At 70.0% G+C, this 15,917-nt stretch carries 14 protein-coding genes and 3 pseudogenes; 7 read left to right on the plus strand and 10 right to left on the minus strand.

The window, feature by feature from the left end:
- Positions 1-230: 230 nt before the first annotated feature.
- Positions 231-1,223: an Acg family FMN-binding oxidoreductase gene (locus ACO1BR_RS38865; RefSeq protein WP_426799830.1), complete on the plus strand. Its 993-nt coding sequence runs from the start codon at positions 231-233 to the stop codon at positions 1,221-1,223.
- A gap of 51 nt (positions 1,224-1,274) precedes the next feature.
- Here the strand turns inward: ACO1BR_RS38865 and ACO1BR_RS38870 are convergent, their stop codons facing one another.
- Together ACO1BR_RS38870 and ACO1BR_RS38875 are read right to left on the minus strand one after the other, a co-directional pair.
- Entirely contained in the window at positions 1,275-3,542 is a 2,268-nt protein-coding gene (locus tag ACO1BR_RS38870; protein WP_426799849.1) for a heavy metal translocating P-type ATPase, read from the minus strand.
- A 390-nt stretch (positions 3,543-3,932) separates the two neighbouring features.
- Positions 3,933-4,820 (minus strand): universal stress protein, encoded by an 888-nt coding sequence (locus ACO1BR_RS38875; protein ID WP_426799831.1) that lies wholly within the window; start codon positions 4,818-4,820, stop codon positions 3,933-3,935.
- Positions 4,821-5,040: 220 nt separating this feature from the next.
- Between ACO1BR_RS38875 and ACO1BR_RS38880 the strand changes: the two genes are divergently transcribed.
- From ACO1BR_RS38880 to ACO1BR_RS38890, 3 genes are read left to right on the plus strand one after another with little or no spacing between them, the layout of a single operon-like run.
- The gene (locus ACO1BR_RS38880) at positions 5,041-5,493 is read left to right on the plus strand and encodes a universal stress protein (protein WP_426799832.1); all 453 of its coding nucleotides are present in this window, start codon (positions 5,041-5,043) and stop codon (positions 5,491-5,493) included.
- Positions 5,381-5,956: a universal stress protein gene (locus ACO1BR_RS38885; RefSeq protein WP_426799850.1), complete on the plus strand. Its 576-nt coding sequence runs from the start codon at positions 5,381-5,383 to the stop codon at positions 5,954-5,956. The genes ACO1BR_RS38880 and ACO1BR_RS38885 overlap by 113 nt, the downstream gene beginning before the upstream one ends.
- On the plus strand, positions 5,890-6,165 hold the full coding sequence (locus ACO1BR_RS38890) for a DUF1259 domain-containing protein (protein WP_426799851.1): 276 nt from the start codon (positions 5,890-5,892) through the stop codon (positions 6,163-6,165). Before ACO1BR_RS38885 ends, ACO1BR_RS38890 begins: the two co-directional genes overlap by 67 nt.
- On the opposite strand, the gene ACO1BR_RS38895 is transcribed toward ACO1BR_RS38890, so the two are convergent.
- The 4 genes from ACO1BR_RS38895 to ACO1BR_RS38910 form a co-directional block, all read right to left on the minus strand.
- Positions 6,097-6,654, minus strand: a complete 558-nt coding sequence (locus tag ACO1BR_RS38895) for a DUF3291 domain-containing protein (RefSeq protein ID WP_426799833.1) — start codon at positions 6,652-6,654, stop codon at positions 6,097-6,099. The two genes, ACO1BR_RS38890 and ACO1BR_RS38895, sit on opposite strands and share 69 nt — an antisense overlap.
- Positions 6,655-7,104: 450 nt before the next feature.
- Positions 7,105-7,602, minus strand: a complete 498-nt coding sequence (locus ACO1BR_RS38900) for a DUF6262 family protein (RefSeq protein ID WP_426799834.1) — start codon at positions 7,600-7,602, stop codon at positions 7,105-7,107.
- Positions 7,523-8,485, minus strand: a complete 963-nt coding sequence (locus ACO1BR_RS38905; protein ID WP_426799835.1) for a hypothetical protein — start codon at positions 8,483-8,485, stop codon at positions 7,523-7,525. The genes ACO1BR_RS38900 and ACO1BR_RS38905 overlap by 80 nt, the downstream gene beginning before the upstream one ends.
- A gap of 93 nt (positions 8,486-8,578) precedes the next feature.
- A complete protein-coding gene (locus ACO1BR_RS38910; protein WP_426799836.1) occupies positions 8,579-8,770 on the minus strand; it encodes a hypothetical protein in 192 nt (63 codons plus the stop codon).
- A 374-nt stretch (positions 8,771-9,144) separates the two neighbouring features.
- Between ACO1BR_RS38910 and ACO1BR_RS38915 the strand changes: the two are divergent.
- Positions 9,145-9,294: pseudogene (locus ACO1BR_RS38915) on the plus strand (flavin reductase family protein); the annotation flags it as partial.
- Between the two features lie 282 nt (positions 9,295-9,576).
- Here the strand turns inward: ACO1BR_RS38915 and ACO1BR_RS38920 are convergent.
- Positions 9,577-11,841, minus strand: a complete 2,265-nt coding sequence (locus ACO1BR_RS38920) for a serine/threonine-protein kinase (protein WP_426799852.1) — start codon at positions 11,839-11,841, stop codon at positions 9,577-9,579.
- 1,016 nt (positions 11,842-12,857) lie between these two features.
- On the opposite strand from ACO1BR_RS38920, the gene ACO1BR_RS38925 reads away from it, so the two are divergent.
- Positions 12,858-13,055, plus strand: coding sequence for a hypothetical protein (locus ACO1BR_RS38925; protein WP_426799837.1), 198 nt, complete (start codon positions 12,858-12,860; stop codon positions 13,053-13,055).
- Positions 13,052-13,354, plus strand: a pseudogene (locus ACO1BR_RS38930) (hypothetical protein); the annotation flags it as partial. The gene ACO1BR_RS38925 and the pseudogene ACO1BR_RS38930, both read left to right, overlap by 4 nt.
- Positions 13,355-13,425: 71 nt before the next feature.
- On the opposite strand, the pseudogene ACO1BR_RS38935 reads toward ACO1BR_RS38930, so the two are convergent.
- The 3 genes and pseudogenes from ACO1BR_RS38935 to ACO1BR_RS38945 all read right to left on the minus strand — a co-directional run.
- Positions 13,426-13,688, minus strand: a pseudogene (locus ACO1BR_RS38935) (hypothetical protein); the annotation flags it as partial.
- Between the two features lie 17 nt (positions 13,689-13,705).
- Positions 13,706-15,298: a solute symporter family protein gene (locus tag ACO1BR_RS38940; RefSeq protein WP_426799838.1), complete on the minus strand. Its 1,593-nt coding sequence runs from the start codon at positions 15,296-15,298 to the stop codon at positions 13,706-13,708.
- Positions 15,298-15,732: a DUF485 domain-containing protein gene (locus ACO1BR_RS38945; RefSeq protein WP_426799839.1), complete on the minus strand. Its 435-nt coding sequence runs from the start codon at positions 15,730-15,732 to the stop codon at positions 15,298-15,300. Before ACO1BR_RS38945 ends, ACO1BR_RS38940 begins: the two co-directional genes overlap by 1 nt.
- Positions 15,733-15,917 lie beyond the last annotated feature (185 nt).

Here is a 15,917-nt window from a genome sequence, read left to right on the forward strand (position 1 = left end):
CGGCCGGTGGTGCGGCCACACCTCAAGCGTGGCCGGGGCGGTGCACGTTCCGGCATGAGCCGGTCGGCCCCATCACCGATCCGGCCGTCCCCGGCAGGCCGACCGGTCCCCGTCCAGGGCTCTATGGCCCCTGATGCCGCTGACGGCGCACCGGGACGCTGGAAGGGCAACTGCCGATTCCCCGTCCGTGGTGTGTCCGGACGCGGCCCGATCCGCTCGGGAGGTCCCCGGTGCTCACCCACCCCACCCTTGATGACACCGCCGTGGAGTCGCTGGTGGCCGACGCCACCGCCGCGCCTTCGATGCACAACGCCCAGCCGTGGCACTTCGACTACTCGCGGGCGTCGCGCACCATGCTTCTCACCGCCGACCTGGATCGCGCGATGCCGCAGGCCGACCCCACTACCCGGGGGCTGCACCTCGGCTGCGGCGCGGCCCTGCTGAACCTGCGCGCCGCCGCCGCACATGCCGGCCACCGCACAGCAACCACTTTGCTGCCGGCTCCCCAGACTCCTGGGCTCCTCGCGTCCGTGCGCTTCGACGTACCGCACGAGCCCCTGGACACAGCCCTCTCCGACCTCTACTCCGCCGTCCCCGACCGGCACACCAGCCGTTACCCCTTCACCGAACGGCGGATTCCGGAAAGCCTCCGCACCGCCCTCGTCGAGGCCGCGGCCCAGGAAGGGGCCCAACTGGTGTTCCTGACCACCCCGCACCGCGAGGTGGTGCTCGACCTCGTCCTGCACGCCGAGGGGTACGACCGCATGGACGACGGCCGGGAAGTCGAACAGCGCCGATGGACCCACGACGCCTCCGCGGAATCGCCTGTGGAGGGCATCCCGGAATACGCCTTCGGTCCCGCCAAACGTGGTGGCGCGGCCCCCGTACGGGACTTCGCCGGCCGGCGCGCGGTTCCCGGCCGTCCCTACGCCGACTTCGAGAAACGGCCGCAACTGGCCTCCCTCAGCACCACTCGCGACGGCCCCGCCGACTGGCTCCGCGCAGGCCAGGCACTGGAACGGGTCCTGCTCCTCGCCACCTGCCAGGGGCTCGTCAGTTCCTTCGCCACGCAGCCGCTGGAGTGGCCCGACCTGCGCTGGCTGCTGCGCGAGCCGGTCGCCGGCACCGGCTACGTCCAGATGATCCTCCGCCTTGGCTACGGCCCCCAGGGCCCGCGCACCCCGCGCCGGCCGGTGGCGGAGGTCCTGACGATCACGTCGTGAGCGATGCGGTCCCGGGAACGCGGCCGGCCGGTTGCCGGTCCCCGGCGGGCGTCATGAGGAGAGCGAGAAGTAGCTCTCCTCCTCCTGGCTGAAGTGGAGCCGCAGGACCGTGTGCAGTCCGTACAACGAGGCCCGGAGATCGTCGAGTTGCTCGGGCAGCAGCGCGCCCGCCGCATCGGCGAGGGCGAGATGCGTGGCGATGCGGCGGGCGAGGCGTTCGATCTCGGCGTGGGCGCGGCTCATGGTCTCTGTGGCGTCCGGGCCGCCGAACTGTGCGTTGAGCGCGGGGTAGAGCTGGTGCTCTTCAGCGTACTCGTGCGGGAGCAGCCGCTCGGTGAGCAGCCGGTCGACCTGGTGTACAGCCGCCAGGGCACGCGGACCGGGGTCGATGGAGAGCAGGCCGGCCGCCTCACGGATGGCGTCCAGGGCGCCGCGCAGGGACTCGTGTTCGGCGGCGAAGCGATGGATGAGGCGTTCGGCCGCAGGTGCGAGGGGCGGGCCGCCGGTGCCGCGGGCCGGCAGCACGACGCGGAGCGCATTGAGGATGACGGCCACATCGATGGCCTCCTGGAGAAGCGCACCGGCGGCCGGCGGCAGCAGTCCCAGCAGCGCCGCGACCATCGCCGCCAGTGACATCGCCATGCCGCCGGCTGCGCTCTGCACCGCGATCCGGCGGGCCCGCACGGCGATGTCCATCGCGTCGGCGAGCCGGGCGACCCGGTCGGTGGTGAGCACGATGTCGGCGGCCTCGGAAGCCGAGGTGGCGCCGCGCGCCCCCATGGCGACTCCGACGTCCGCGGCGGCCAGGGCCGGAGCGTCGTTGACGCCGTCGCCGACCATAACGGTCACGGCGCGCCCGCACTCCTCCCGCACGGCCCGGACTTTGCCGGCGGGCAGTTGCCCGGCACGGACGTCGTCCAGCCCCAGGACCGTCCCGACCTGGCGGGCCGGTTCGGGACGGTCCCCGGTGAGCAGCAGCAGCCGGGCCAGTCCGGCCGCCCGCAGCCGCCGGACGGTGTGCGGTGCGTCCAGGCGCAGCGGGTCGTGCAGCAGGACGGCGCCGGTGAGCGTGCCGTTGACCGTGACCCAGGCGACTGTGGCCCCGTCGAGGAGTGCGCGGTTGTCCACGGTCCGGGCCCAGCGGGGAAGTTCCGCCGATGGCAGGTCGGTCTTGCCGACGGCGATCCGGCGGCCGTCGACGCTGCCGGTGACACCGCGCCCCGGCTCCTCGGTGACATCGATCGGCGGGGACAGGGCCAGACCGCGGTCGCGTGCCTCCCGGGTGATCGCCTCGGCCAGGATGTGCACCGAGACCTGGTCGACCGAGGCGGCCAGGCGCAAGACGTCGGTGGGGGAGAGGCCGCCGGGTGCGGTGGCCACTTCCAGGACCCGAGGCCGTCCCGCGGTGAGCGTGCCGGTCTTGTCGATCACCAGGGTGCGCGCCCGGCCCAGCGATTCCAGTGCCCGGCCGTCCCGTACGATCACACCCCGCCGGGCCGCTCGCGACATGCCGGAGACGACGGCCACCGGCACCGCCAGCAGCAGCGGGCAGGGCGTTGCCACGACCAGCACGGCCACCGCCCGGACGGCCTCTCCGCTCAGCCCCCAGGCCAGGCTTGCCACGCCCAGGGAGACCGGCAGGAACCAGGCGGCGTACCGCTCCGCGAGACGCACCGCAGGCGCCTTCTCCGCACCCGCCTGCCCGGCCAGCCGCACGATCTCCGCGTAGGTGCTGTCCCGCGCGGTCGCGGTGGCCGTCAGCTGGAAGACCCCGCCGGCGTTGACCACGCCGCTGCGCACACCGTCGCCGGTCCGCCGCTCCACCTGCGCCGACTCACCGGTGAGTGCCGACTCGTCCAGGGTCGCGGTGCCGGTCACGACCGTTCCGTCGACCGGCACCACCTCGCCCGTGCCGACCACGAGGACATCGCTGACGGCGACGTCGTCCAGGGCCACGGTGGCGATCTCCCGGCCGCGCCGGCGCCGGGCCGAGCGCGGGGCGTGCTCCAGCAGGGCCCGCAGATCGCGGGAGGCCCGGCGGGCAGCCGTGGCCTCCAGCGTCCGCCCGGTCGCCAGCATCACGGCGACCAACGCACCGGCCAGGTATTCGCCCACCGCCAGAGTTCCGGCCAGCGCCAGCACCGCGATCAGATCGACACCCGCCCGCCCTCGCCGCAGCGCGCGAACGACCCAGACGACGGAGGGGACGACGGCCAGCACCGTCCCCGCCGCCCAGCACGCGTCGGCAACGCCCTGCCGACCGGCGGACCACGCGATGCCGCCGCAGACCAGCGCGGCCGCCGTCGCGATCAGCAGCACCGACGCCGGCGGACGCCGACCGTCCGCGGTCCGCTGCGCCCGGCCTCGTCTCCGGTCTCCGACGTACCGCACGGCAGCCCTCCGATTCTGCGGGGACCTTGCCGGTGCCCCGGGTGCCGAGCCCGTGGACCGGTACCCGGCTCGTATGTCATCCACGTCACCACGGCACCCGGCACCGCGCCAGTGCCGGACGGTCCCTCGCCGGGGCTGCCCCGGAACGCCGGCTGTGCTGCCAAGCAGGACCGCGCCCGTCTCCTCAGGGCCAGCGGGTTCTCTCGGCCGCATCGATCGGCCCGTCGAACTGGGGCGGGCCGTCCCAGGAGACGTCCGCCCCAGCAGCGGAGGACCATTCCGCTTGCATGCATGCGGGTAGCTGGACGGCCCGCGCTCTCACCCGCCGCTCGGCTGCACGGGGACGATCGCGATGGTGCACGGCGCCTGGCGGAGCATCGCATGGTTGACGGGCCCGAGTTGTGGGCCGATCGGGTCCCGACGTCGGCGGGCTCCGAGCACCAGCAGTTCCGCGTCCGCCGCTGCCCGGAGAAGCGCCGGATGTGCCCGACCTTCGACGATGATGCGGCGTACCGGTACGCCTGGGTGTCCTGCGACGGACCGTGCCAGGACCTCGTCCAGCCACTGTTCGGCTCGCTGACCACCCTGAGCACGGTGATCGGCGGAGAGGCCGACGCGCAGTGCGGCGTGCTCCCCATCGTGTCGCATACGGGCGTGCAGCACGGTGACCCCGTAGCCGCGCAGTGCCGCTTCCGCGAACGCGAAATCCGCCGTCTCCGGTGTCCGCTCAGGCGCGCCGATTCCGAGCAGTACCCACCTTCCTCTCGTGGGGACTTCGCCAGTGCCATCTCGCACTACGACCACCGGGCAGTGGGCACGGGTCGCGACGGCCAGACTCACCGACCCCAGCAGGACTCCGGAGAGGCCGTGCCCCCGGCTGCCGACAACGACCATGGCGGCGCGGTCGCTCTCGTCGACCAGCGCGTAGACCGGGTCCTCGTCCCGGACCGTGGCGGACACGGCTACCTCCGGCTGCCGCAACCGGGCCCGCTCCTCGGCGGAGGCCGCCACGCTCCTGGCCGCGGCATGTCGCCGCGCCTCCGGATACCGCCCGACGGTCGGCGCGGAATCCTGGTACTGCACCCACAACGACGCATGCAGAAGGTGGAGTGGGCAGCCGCGGAGAGCTGCCTCGTCGGCGGCCCAGTCCACCGCGCGCAGCGCTTCGTCCGAACCGTCGGTGCCGACGACCAGTGGCGCATCCATCCGCCTCACCGCCTCATCGGGGTCAACCGGGATCGAGTCCTTGCGACGCTGCGCGGATCCCGGATACGGCACCCACCGCCTATCGTCCGACGGCTGCCACGTCCGGTACAGAGGCCGAACGGCTGCGCGGGGACCGACAGGCTCCGCTGCCGTAGGCCGATGGCCCTATGCGCCGTGGTCACCCCGAACCGGACGCTGGGGCAGGAACGCGGAGGCGGTCATGAGCGGACAAACGAGGGAGAAGGGCCGGATGGCCGTTGGCGTCGACGGTTTGGCCTCCGCGAAGGCGGCCGTGCGATGGGCGGAACGCCAAGCCGAGCTGACCGACAGCACCGTACGCGCGGTGAGCGCATGGGAGTACCCGCCGTTGTACGGGTCGATCGGCGGGCTCGACGCACCGCAGGAACTCGCCGACCACATGAAGGGGGCGGCGAGCCAGGCCCTCGACCAGCCCGCCGGGGAAGTCGTGCGGCCGGAGCAGGCTGTGAGGGCATACCCCGCCCTGGCGTACGGCACGCCCGTCGCGGTGCTGCTGGACCAGGCCAGGGCGCCGACCTCTGGTGGTCGGCAGTCACGGACACGGCGGGTTGTTGGGGCCGTTGCCGGGGTCGGTTGGTCAGCACTGCACCCAGCATGCGCCGTGCCCGGTGGTTGTTTCGGCAGGGCGAAGTAGAGCCGGTGGGGCGGCACGAATGGGGGCCACTGTTCCGCAATGGGATCGGGAGCCACCTTGTATGACGGTGTGTGACATGCCTTCGCTCTTCGCATGCGGTCTTTCCCCGCCTCCGGCTCAGGTTTCCCGGAGACGGGGAGAGGCCGCATCGGAGCAGAAGATGCGTAAGACAGCCTTGCTGCGTGTCCTGCGCTTGGCAACTCGTGAGCCGGCGTTGGGATGCCGGGACGGCCAGGGTGCGGCTTCAGTCGCGGAAGCGACCGGCGCCGCACGCTGTGGAGGCTGTGACGCCGAACCTTTGTGGGGGAGGCTCATCGCGAAGGCCCCTTCGAGCGGCACCAGGAGGAGGGGAAGGAGCCGCCGGTCGACCCGGACACCGGCACGCTGGGCCGCATCATCGGCACGAAGGGCGACAACGAACACGGCACGTACCACTTCCACGTCCCCGTGGCCCAGAAGGTGACCGACACCCGAGCGAACACGGTCCTGCCCTACCTGATGGAGGCGTCCACCCTGCTGATGTTCCAGCCGCTCGGCGGCGGGCACGCTGCCGTCAACGGGGACTTCGCCATGACCGCGAACCAGGTCATTCAGGCTTCGTTGTCAGTGAACCTGGTCGCTCTTCGGCCCGATGCCTTTGGTCCTGGTCGGAGTTCCGTCCGGGGCGAATGAGTGGCGGAAGGTGAAGGCGTGCGGCGCGGAGCCGTGGTCGTGGAGGTGCTCCAGCCGGGAAACCCCGTCCTGCCAGGTGGGTATCACGCCGTCGGCGACCCACCAGAACACGTAATTCGGGTGTTCTGTCCTCTCGAACCAGTCGTAACGCCTGTTCAGCGCCTCACGGTGCAGACCGGTGTAGACGGCGTCGCAGGCGGGGCGCAGGTCGGTCCAGAGTGAGAGGGTCGTGGCCAGGGCGGTGGTTTCCACAGTGCGGCCCTTGCCGTACCAGGTCGGTACGGCGAACTCTCCCCATGCACCCCAGTCCGCCTCGAAGAGCATGCCCTGGACACCGTCTGCCGCTTCAGCATGCGCGAGGTATCCGGGTTGCTGACGGATCTTCCGGTAGACGGCCTCACCAATGTCGTAGAACTCGCGTGTGAGAGGTGCGGGATCGGCGAGAGGTGACTTCAGGACGCCGAATGTGTACAGAGCGAGATGGGGCATGTGTCTCTTCCTGGTTGGGGGTGCCTGGTGTGGACCCGGGCCGGTGGCTTACGCATGGGGGCGAGGGCTCGTGGGGCGTGACCGACTCATCCCGTCGCGGGTGGCTCAGCCTGGAGGAACTCCTGTGTGACCGTGGGCGATCGCCGAAGTCCAGGTGAAGGTAGCTGCCTCTGCGAGCCATGTCGAAGTTGCGATTTCCCTGTCCAAGTGGCCTCTTGCACAGGTCCTTGCGGGAACTGGGGCGGTGGCGCTGCCTGCCGCCGTGGAAGCCAAGTCCGCATCGGCCCAGCACATGCCGAGAAGCAGCATCGACAACCCCGCTCAAGCCGGTGTGCCGGGGCGACGCCAGAGGCGTTGTCGGCGTCGACGGGGTTGGCTGACGGAGCGACTGGGTTCACTGTCAAAGGACAGTTGCTGTAACTCGCCTGGGAGGTCTCGGGCGACCTTGAGTCACCCGTCGACGGTGCGGTTGTCGGTGGTGAGCTGGCGGACGCGCTGTTTGAGGGTGGTCTTCTCGGTGGTGATCCGCTGGATGGCGCCCTCGGTCCACTCAGCTCGCAAGTCGCGTATCTGGCCGAGGAGTTCACCGATCTGAGTGCGCTGGGCGAGGATCTCGGTGTGGGCGGCTTTGAGGACGTCCTCGGCGTTCAGGGCGCGTTCGCGCCAGGTCGCTTCGCGTTCGTCGTCCTGTTCAGCGAGCGTGCGGGATTGGTGTTCGCCGGCCTGAGCCATCGCTGCGGCGACTGCGGCTCTGGCCTCGACGTTGTCGTAGCGGAAGGTGCGTGAGACGTCCGCTCGACGGGCGACGTCGGCGACGCTGGCCTGGGCTTTCTCGCGTCGGATCCGGGCGATGGCCTGGTGGACGCGTTCAAGGGCGGCTTCGGTCTTGCGGCGGCGTGCGGCCAGGGCCGCCGCGGTGCGAGGTCCGGGAACGGTGGCGGTGTTCATGCAGCGGTCTCGATGTAGCCGGCGCCCCGGGTGCCGGAGGGGTGAAGTAGATCTTCCACAGGGCCTGTTGCATCTCCTGGACCACGCGTTGGTGGTAGGCGCGGCGGAAGACGGAGGCATCCAGGCTGGCCAGGGACGCCACGTCGCGGCGTTGGCAATCGTCCGCGAGTGACTGCACCCACGTCAGATGCCACACGGCGACGGGTTGCAGGCCGTGGACATGCATGCCCCACTGGAACTCGGCCCTCAGCAGGGGCCGCGGCCCGCGCAGGGTGACCGTTCCGGTGCGGTGCACCGGCAGCTGCGCGCGGCACCAGGCACAAAAGGCGGCCTGGTCCTCGCAGGTCACTGGCACAGGGCGATCACGGCACTCGTAGGTGGCGAAGAAGTTCTTCGGCGGCTTTGCCCGGCCCGGGCGCCCGGCCCGGACGTAGCCGCGCTCGTGCCCGCCGCACAACCCCAGCGGCGAGGCGGCCAGTTCGTCGCACACGTCCGCGCGGCACTCACCGTAGCCCGGGAGCGACGGCTGGTCGGCCAGCCACCGCTCGAACTCTGCCTCGCCCCCGCCGGGGTGCCGCTTCAGGTGGCTCAACCACCGGTGGCGGTGCCAGAAGCACAGCATCAGCTGCAGGCTGAACGCCGGCCGCTGCGGGCAGATCCGGCACATCATCGCCTCCGGCATCTCCGTGGCCGGAAGCGGCTCCGCGGTCCGCAGGAACTGAGCCCGGCTTATGCCGCGCGCCTCCGCCTCCTGCCACTGCTCGGCGTGCACCGAGCGCATCGCGTAGCGCCGCCAGCGGGGCCGCGCGCAGTCGACGACCGTGCAGCTCCATGGATAGACCGGGTGCGTCGGCGGGATCTTCAGCACCCCGCCGCGCAGCACCGGGTCGAACTCGCCCGTTGATCAGCGCGGTGAGCACCTCCAGCCGGTCCCGTCGCGTGCGGGCATCCTGCCGCGGCAGCAGCGACGGCGCCGTCACTGCGTCTCACCCCAGACCGTGCGCAGAGCGGCATCGAAGACCGGGCCGTGGACATCGACGTGGCCGTGGACCTCATCCACCATCGCGGCCGAGGCCCAGCCGCCGACGTCCCTGACGATGAGCAGGTTGCCGTCGGCGGCGTCGAGAACCGCGGAAGTAAACGAGTGCCGGAAGGCATGGGGCTTCACGACCCCCAGTCCGGCGCGCTTCCCGGCCCGGCCGACCATCCGCCGGGCTCCGACCGGCGCCCATGGCTGTCCGGTATCGGCGCCGTGCAAACTGCACCAGGAGCATGCCGCGCCCGGCGCCGCGCGGGTACTCGGTGGTGACGTACTCGAAGTAGGTGTGCACCATCGCCGGGCTGACCCGCTTGATCAGCCCACCGGTCACGAAGCCGTGCTCGACCCGCCACGGGTGCCTGCTCTTGGCCTCGGCTCGGTTCGGATTGCCGGGTCGGCTCCTGGTGCTCGGTGGTCCGATACCAGGCACTTTCGGCTGAACTTCGCAGTTTGGCGGTGCTGCGGATCCTCCGTGGAACCCGCCGCTCCGCGGGTGGATACTGATCGCCAGGCGCATCGACTTTGACCCTGCTGAGCTGTCCCGTAACGAGTTCTACAAGCTGTTGACTGCCGCGGTCGTGCCGCGGCCGATTGCCTGGGTGTCGACCATCGGCCCGGATGGCGCTACGCCGAACCTCGCACCTGCGAAGTTCTGAGGAAAGCGGTATCGGTCTGGGTGACGTCAGCCCAGGTGAGAGAGCTCGGCAATGACCGGCAGCGAGCCGCACTGCCTCGGTGAGTGGCTCGCCAGCAGGTTCTTGGTCTGTTGGTGGTACGCGACCTCCCCCTACTCTGACCTGCCGCAACGGGTGGAAATGCCCGATGCGAAGCCGAGTTGGTTCGCACCTGGCCCGGATCTTGGTACGTGGTGCCGGCGGGGGGAGCTTCCCGCGGTACTCCATGGCAATGTTGCGGCCGCCGTCCAGCCACCCGGGTCAGCCCGACTTCGGCGGCTTCTGCGCGTCGAAAGCGAAGAGTGTGTTCTTGGCCGCGGCCACGATCACCGCACGCCCCGCAAGAGTCACCCGCGGGCTTGCGCCCGACCCGCCCGTCAAACCATCGGCTTGCGGATCTGTTGTCCACAGGGGTTTGCCATCGTGCGGCGACAGCGCGACCACCCGGCCGGTGGCCGAGCTGAAATACAGTGTGTCGGCTCCCGCAACAGGACCCGACGCGCCCTCCACGCCAGTCTGCCGCGACCACTTCTGCCGGCCGGTCGCGGGGTCGAGTGCTGTGACGAGGCCGGTCTGCCCGCTCACGTAGACGGTGTTGTCCGCCATGCCGGGCGTCCCTGTGTATGTCTTGGCCAGTCGGGAGTACGTGACCTTCCGCGAGGCCGGGTCGACCTGTGCCACCCCGTTGTAGCCGGCCGGATCCGTTCCTTCCATGTGTATCTGCAGGAGTACGAGCCTGCCGTAGGCGACGCCTATCGGCACGGTGGAGCCGTTGACCGCGATGGGCCTGCCCAGTGTCCCCGAGGCGCGGTCGACCGGGTACAGGGTGGGGTGGCGCACCGCAAAAGCATTCACTTCCGCATTCGTCGCGCACATCGCGACGAGCTGTGCGCCCATCGGCACGGGAGCGCACTGCGTACCCGCAGGGAATGGCGACGTCCATGTGACCTGACCGCTGTGCGCGTTGCGGGCCTCGAAGCGGGAGTTGGAAGCGTCGACCGTCACGACGTCGGAGCCGATCACAATGGCGTCCTGAGTCCGATTCGTGACGGCCGTCGACTGGGCGCCGGACGGTACGGACCACAGCTCGCGGCCGTTGTTCGCGTCGAGGGCCACCACCTCGCTGTGAGGGTCCTTCGGGGCGTCCTGGGCGGCGAAGCGGTAGCCGAGCACCGTGTCGTCGGTGGCGCCCACCAGGTGCATGCCGTCAACGGGGACGCCGGGACTCTTCGCCGTCCACACCCGCGAGCCGTCCTTGGCCCTGATACGGGTCGCGACAACACTGCCGCCCCCGCAGAACAGCGCGTCGCCGTGCGCGACGCAACGCAGTTCGTCGGGGATGTCTGGGCGACCGCCCGGCACGGTCTCGTGCCACGGCTTGAAGCCGTCCGGAAGTGCGGCACCTGACGCCGCAAGGCTGTTGCCCTTGTCGCCGCCGCTGTTCCCCCCGAAGCCGCCCGCCGTGAGTGCGGCGACTCCTCCACCGATCGCTGCCACCGTGACCGCGACCGCGGCCGCGAGCATGGGACGCCATCGGCGACGCAGTCGGGGGCCGACGGGGGTGTCGGCGCTCCCCGTATCGGGATCGGCCGGGGTGGTGGTCGGGGTTGCAGGTGTCGGGGTGGCTGGCGTCGGGGTGGCCGGCGTCGCGACGTGATGCTGGGTGATCATGTCGCGGGTGCGGCCCGTGTCAACGCCGCTCGCGTCGGTCTGGCCGAGGTCGGCCGGCAGGTCCCGTAGCAGCACGAGGAGTTCGTCCGCCGAGGGGCGCCCGTTGGGCTCCTTGGTCAGGCAGGACTCGACGACCGTGCGCAAGGCTGCCGGCACGTCATCGAGCGACGGCTCCTCGTGCACCACCTGATACGCAGCTATGTACGGGCTGTCCGCGTCGAAGGGCCCGTAGCCCGTCGCTGCGTACGCCAGCAGCGTCCCCAGCGAGAAGACATCGGACTGCGGCCCCACGCCGCGCGGCGCCTGCAACTGCTCCGGCGACATGAAGGGCGGCGTACCGATGACCCGCCCTGTATTCGTCAGTGTCTGCTGGTCCACGGCACGCGAAATGCCGAAGTCGATGACGCGTGGGCCCTCGGGCGAGAGCACGACGTTCGAGGGCTTCAGGTCACGGTGGACGACCCCCACCCGGTGGATGTCCCGCAGCGCCTCCGCCAGCCCGATGGCGAGCCTCCTCAGCTCCGCTCCGCTCAGCGGGCCCTTCGTGGCGATGCGCCGGGCGAGCGTGTGCCCCTGGATATAGGTCGTCGCCATCCACGGCTGCTCGGCCTCAGGGGCGGCGTCGACCACGGCGGCGGTGAACGCGCCGCTCACCCGCCTCGCCGCCGTTACCTCCCGCCGGAAGCGGATGCGGAACTCGTCGTCCGCCGCGAACTGCAGGTGGATCAGTTTGATCGCGACAGGTCGCCCCGAACTCGTACGGGCGAGAAAGACCGTGCCCATGCCGCCCGAGCCGAGCCGCGCCTCAAGCGGATAACCGCCGATCTCGGCTGGATCACCTGCGCGCAGCGACACTCTTCCCGACCTCCCGTCCCCCGTGCACCTCTGCCACCACGGGCCTGCGTACCTGTCCTGTACACAAACTAGCCGCAGGGCAGTACAGCAGAGCAAAGCGGGTGACGAACAGGGACCCCGGGGCTGCTCCCGTGCCGCACACGACGAAGCCCCGCCAAGAGGAGTGCGGATTCCGGAGGTTGTTGCACACCGTGGTCGGTTGATCAGGCCGCGAGGGCGGATTCCAGGGGTTGTTGCCACACGTGGTGGGTTGATCAGGCCGCGAGCAGTTTATGCAGGCGCTCGGCCGGGGTTTCCCAGCCGAGCGTTTTGCGTGGGCGGCTGTTGAGTTCGGCAGCCACGGCCTCCAAGCGGTCTGGGCAGTGGACGGACAGGTCGGTTTGGTCACATCCAGGCGAAGAAAAGCCCCCGAAGGCGATCGATAAGGAGGCGGGCATCAAGGGGGCTGAGTTGTCGTCAGGAGGGAGCGGAGGACCGATGCGGCCACGGTCTTCGCCTGCCCCCTGAGCTCGGGAATGGCCGTGCTTTCCAGGAGCTGGCCTCGGCGCAGACCCCGACGCGTACCTACCGGATGTTCCGGACGGACCCTCAGAGCTCGCCGAACACCCCGCTGACGGCACCGACGGACAGCCCGTTCAGAGCGTTCCGGGTGCAGGTCCTGAACGAAGGCAACCAGCCGCTCTCTGCGAAGCAGGTGACGCTCACGCTGGAGCCCCGCTCGACCGGATCCAACTTCGTTGCCGGAGGGCAGACGTCGCGCACGTACGCGGCGAAGAAGCGATGCCCAAGGCTGGGTGACCGTCCCTGCGGGCGCGCTGCTGCGCGGACGCCTCGCGGCTGATGTGGTCCGGTTCGGCAGCGCGAATCGGACGTCTCCTGGGCCGACTTGCTGCGGGACTGCGTAGGTCGGGGCATGCGCGCTCCTGTCCTCACGGTCGTCAACGGCGCCTGATACGCGGTGCACCGTATCCTCCGACCACCACTTTCAGCAGGGCTCGATGGACCGGGAGGGCCCGATGGACGAGATGCGTGTGCTGGCCGCCACGGCGATCCTGGGCTATGGATTTCCCGACGCGTCGTTCGAAGCCGGCCTGGCCCGCGGTCCGCATGTGATCGCCGCCGACGCGGGTTCCAGCGACCCGGCCCGTACTACCTGGGTGCCGGGGAATCCTTCACGGACCGGACGGCCGTCAAGCGCGACCTGGAGCGGATGATCAGCGCCGGGCGGGCGCTCGGCGTCCCCGTGGTCATCGGGTCCGCGGGCGGCGCCGGGGCCGCCCCGCATCTGATGTGGTTGCGCGGCATCGTGGACGAGATCGCCACCGAGCGTGCTCTCCGCCTGCGCATGGCGGTGATCCCCGCCGACATCGACCACGACACCGTGCTGCGGGCCTTGCAGGACGGCCGGATCAGCGCGGTGCCGCGCGGCCCGGAGCTCACCGTCGAGGAGGTCGGGGCCAGCGTGCATTTGGTGGCGCAGATGGGCACCGCACCGCTCGTCGCCGCGCTGGGCAACGGCGCCGATGTGGTCCTCACTGGGCGTGCTTACGATCCGGCGGTCTTCGCCGCGGTGCCGCTGCTGCAGGTGTCGTCCGTGCGCACCCCCATCAGTACCATTACGCACGACCTCGCCTCGCGCAGGCGGCTGCGCAGGTGGATGCCGTCGGCGGTCTCGTCGACGCGCTTGTCGTTCACCCGCGGAGCCTGCACCTCGACCAACTGGTCGTGGTGGTCACCTTCCGGGGCTGGTGGTAACCGTTGCGCACGACCGGACGGCGGCCCGTCTCGTCCCACGGGTCGGCCAACTCGGCACCAGCTGCCCATGAGCCGCGGCTACCAGCGCGTACATCGCCCGATGTGTCGGCTAGCGCTTGGCGCCGATGCCGGTCAGTGCTCGTACCTCCATCTCCGCCTGCTTGTCGGGATCCGCCGGTTGCTTGCTGAGTACCGTGCCCAGGAATCCGCAGAGGAAGGAGAGCGGAATCGACACGATGCCCGGGTTGGTGAGCGGGAACCAGTGGAAGTCGACGCCCTTGACGATGGACGTGGGTGTTCCCGACATCGCAGGTGAGAAGGCGATCAGCAGCAGTCCGGACACCAGCCCGCCATAGATGCTCCACAGCGTCCCCGTGGTGTTGAACCGCTTCCAGTAAAGGGAGTAGAGCATGGTGGACAGGTTCGCGGACGCGGCGAGCGCCAGGGCCAGCGATACCAGGAAGGCGACGTTCTGCCCGTTGGCCACGATGCCGCCGATGATGGCCAGGAAACCGATCACTATCGCCGTCAGGCGGGCGACCCGTACTTCGGACCGCGGGTCCGCCTTGCCGTGCCGGAGTACGTTGGCGTAGACGTCGTGCGCGAACGACGCGGAAGCGGCGAGCGTCAGACCGGCGACCACCGCCAGGATGGTGGCGAAGGCCACCGCGGAAACCACGCCGAGCAGCACCGCGCCGCCGATCCGGAAGGCGAGCAGCGGTGCCGCGGAGTTCTCCCCGCCCGGGGCGGCCAAGATCTTGTCCGAGCCCACCAGTGCGGTGGCGGCGTATCCGACGATGAGGATCCCCAGGTAGAACGTGAACATCGACCAGGAGCACCACACCACCGACCTGCGTGCCTCCTTGGCGTCCGGCACGGTGTAGAAGCGCATCAGCACGTGCGGAAGGCTGGAGATGCCGAGGACCAGCGACAGGGCCAGCGAGACGAAGTCGAGCTTGCCCATCGCGTTCTGGCCGTACCAGCCGCCTGGTTCCAGCAAGCGCTCGCCCAAGGGGCTGTTCTGCGCCGCATGCTCCAGCAGTCCGGACAAGCTGAAGCCGAACTTGCCGAGGATGAAGACGCTGATGAAGGCCACGCAGAGCAGCAGCAGGGTGGCCTTGATGATCTGCACCCAGGTCGTGCCCTTCATGCCGCCGACCAGGACGTAGAAGACCATGACAATGCCGACGGCCGTGATGACCAGGGCCTGCCCGCCCTTGCTGTGCACATTGAGCAGCAGGGCGATCAGACCGCCGGCGCCGGCCATCTGGGCCAGCATGTAGAAGAACGTGATGACCAAGGTGGCGTTGGCCGCCGCCGCCCGTACCGGGCGCTGTTTCATCCGGAAGGCCATCACATCGCCCACGGTGAACCGGCCGGTGTTACGCAGCCGTTCGCCGATGAGCAGCAGAGCAACCAGCCAGGCGACCAACCATCCGACGGAGTAGAGGAACCCGTCGTAGCCGTGGACGGCGATTGCTCCCGAAATCCCGAGAAAGGAGGCCGCGGAGAGGAAGTCGCCGGACAGCGCGATGCCGTTCTGCATCCCGCTGAAACTGCTGCCTGCCGCGTAGTAGTCGGAGGCGGTGGGGCTGCTACCGCTGGCCCGGTAGACCACGTACAAGGTGATGCAGACGAAGGCGACGAATACGGTCACGTTGAGCGTCGGACTGCCGGTCGTGCCGACCGCGATCGACACCATCACTTTCTGCCACCCTCCGCGTCGGCCCGCACCTGCTCGCGAATCCGGTCGACCTGGGGGTCGAGCCGCTTCTTGGCGAAGCGCGCATAGGTCACGACGATCATGATCGTGGACAGGAATTGCAGCAGGCCGAAGAGGGTCCCCACATTGATCTCGCCGACCGCTTTGCGCCGCATGAATTCATGACCGTAGGCGGACAGCAGGGCGAAGGTGAGGTACCAGCAGAAGAAAAGCGCGCTCATCGGAAAGACGAACAGCCGCAGCCGTCGGCGAAGCCGGGTGAACTCCGGGCTGGCCTGGATCGCCGCAAAGTCGGGCTCGCCTGCCGGGTCGCACAAGGGCTGGTCGCCGGCTTTAGTGAAAGGGGCCGATAATCCGTGGCCGGTGGTCGGCGCCGATGGGGGTGGAGCGGGAGGCCGCATGTCTCTCGTCATGGTTCTCTCCAGGTTTCGGCGCGTTGACCGGTCCGCCTACCGCCGTTGAGGCAGGGAGTGTAGCGGTCCACTCTGCGCAGTCAAAGGCGTTGGATCCGCGACGAGTTGGCCCACTACCGGACAGTAGCAGCCGTTCCGCTTGTGGCGCACCAGGGGGAGCCGACCTCTCTCCGGGGCCCGGGCCG

It is taken from the genome of Streptomyces sp. YGL11-2 (assembly GCF_050054615.1).
Classification (GTDB): Bacteria; Actinomycetota; Actinomycetes; order Streptomycetales; family Streptomycetaceae; genus Streptomyces.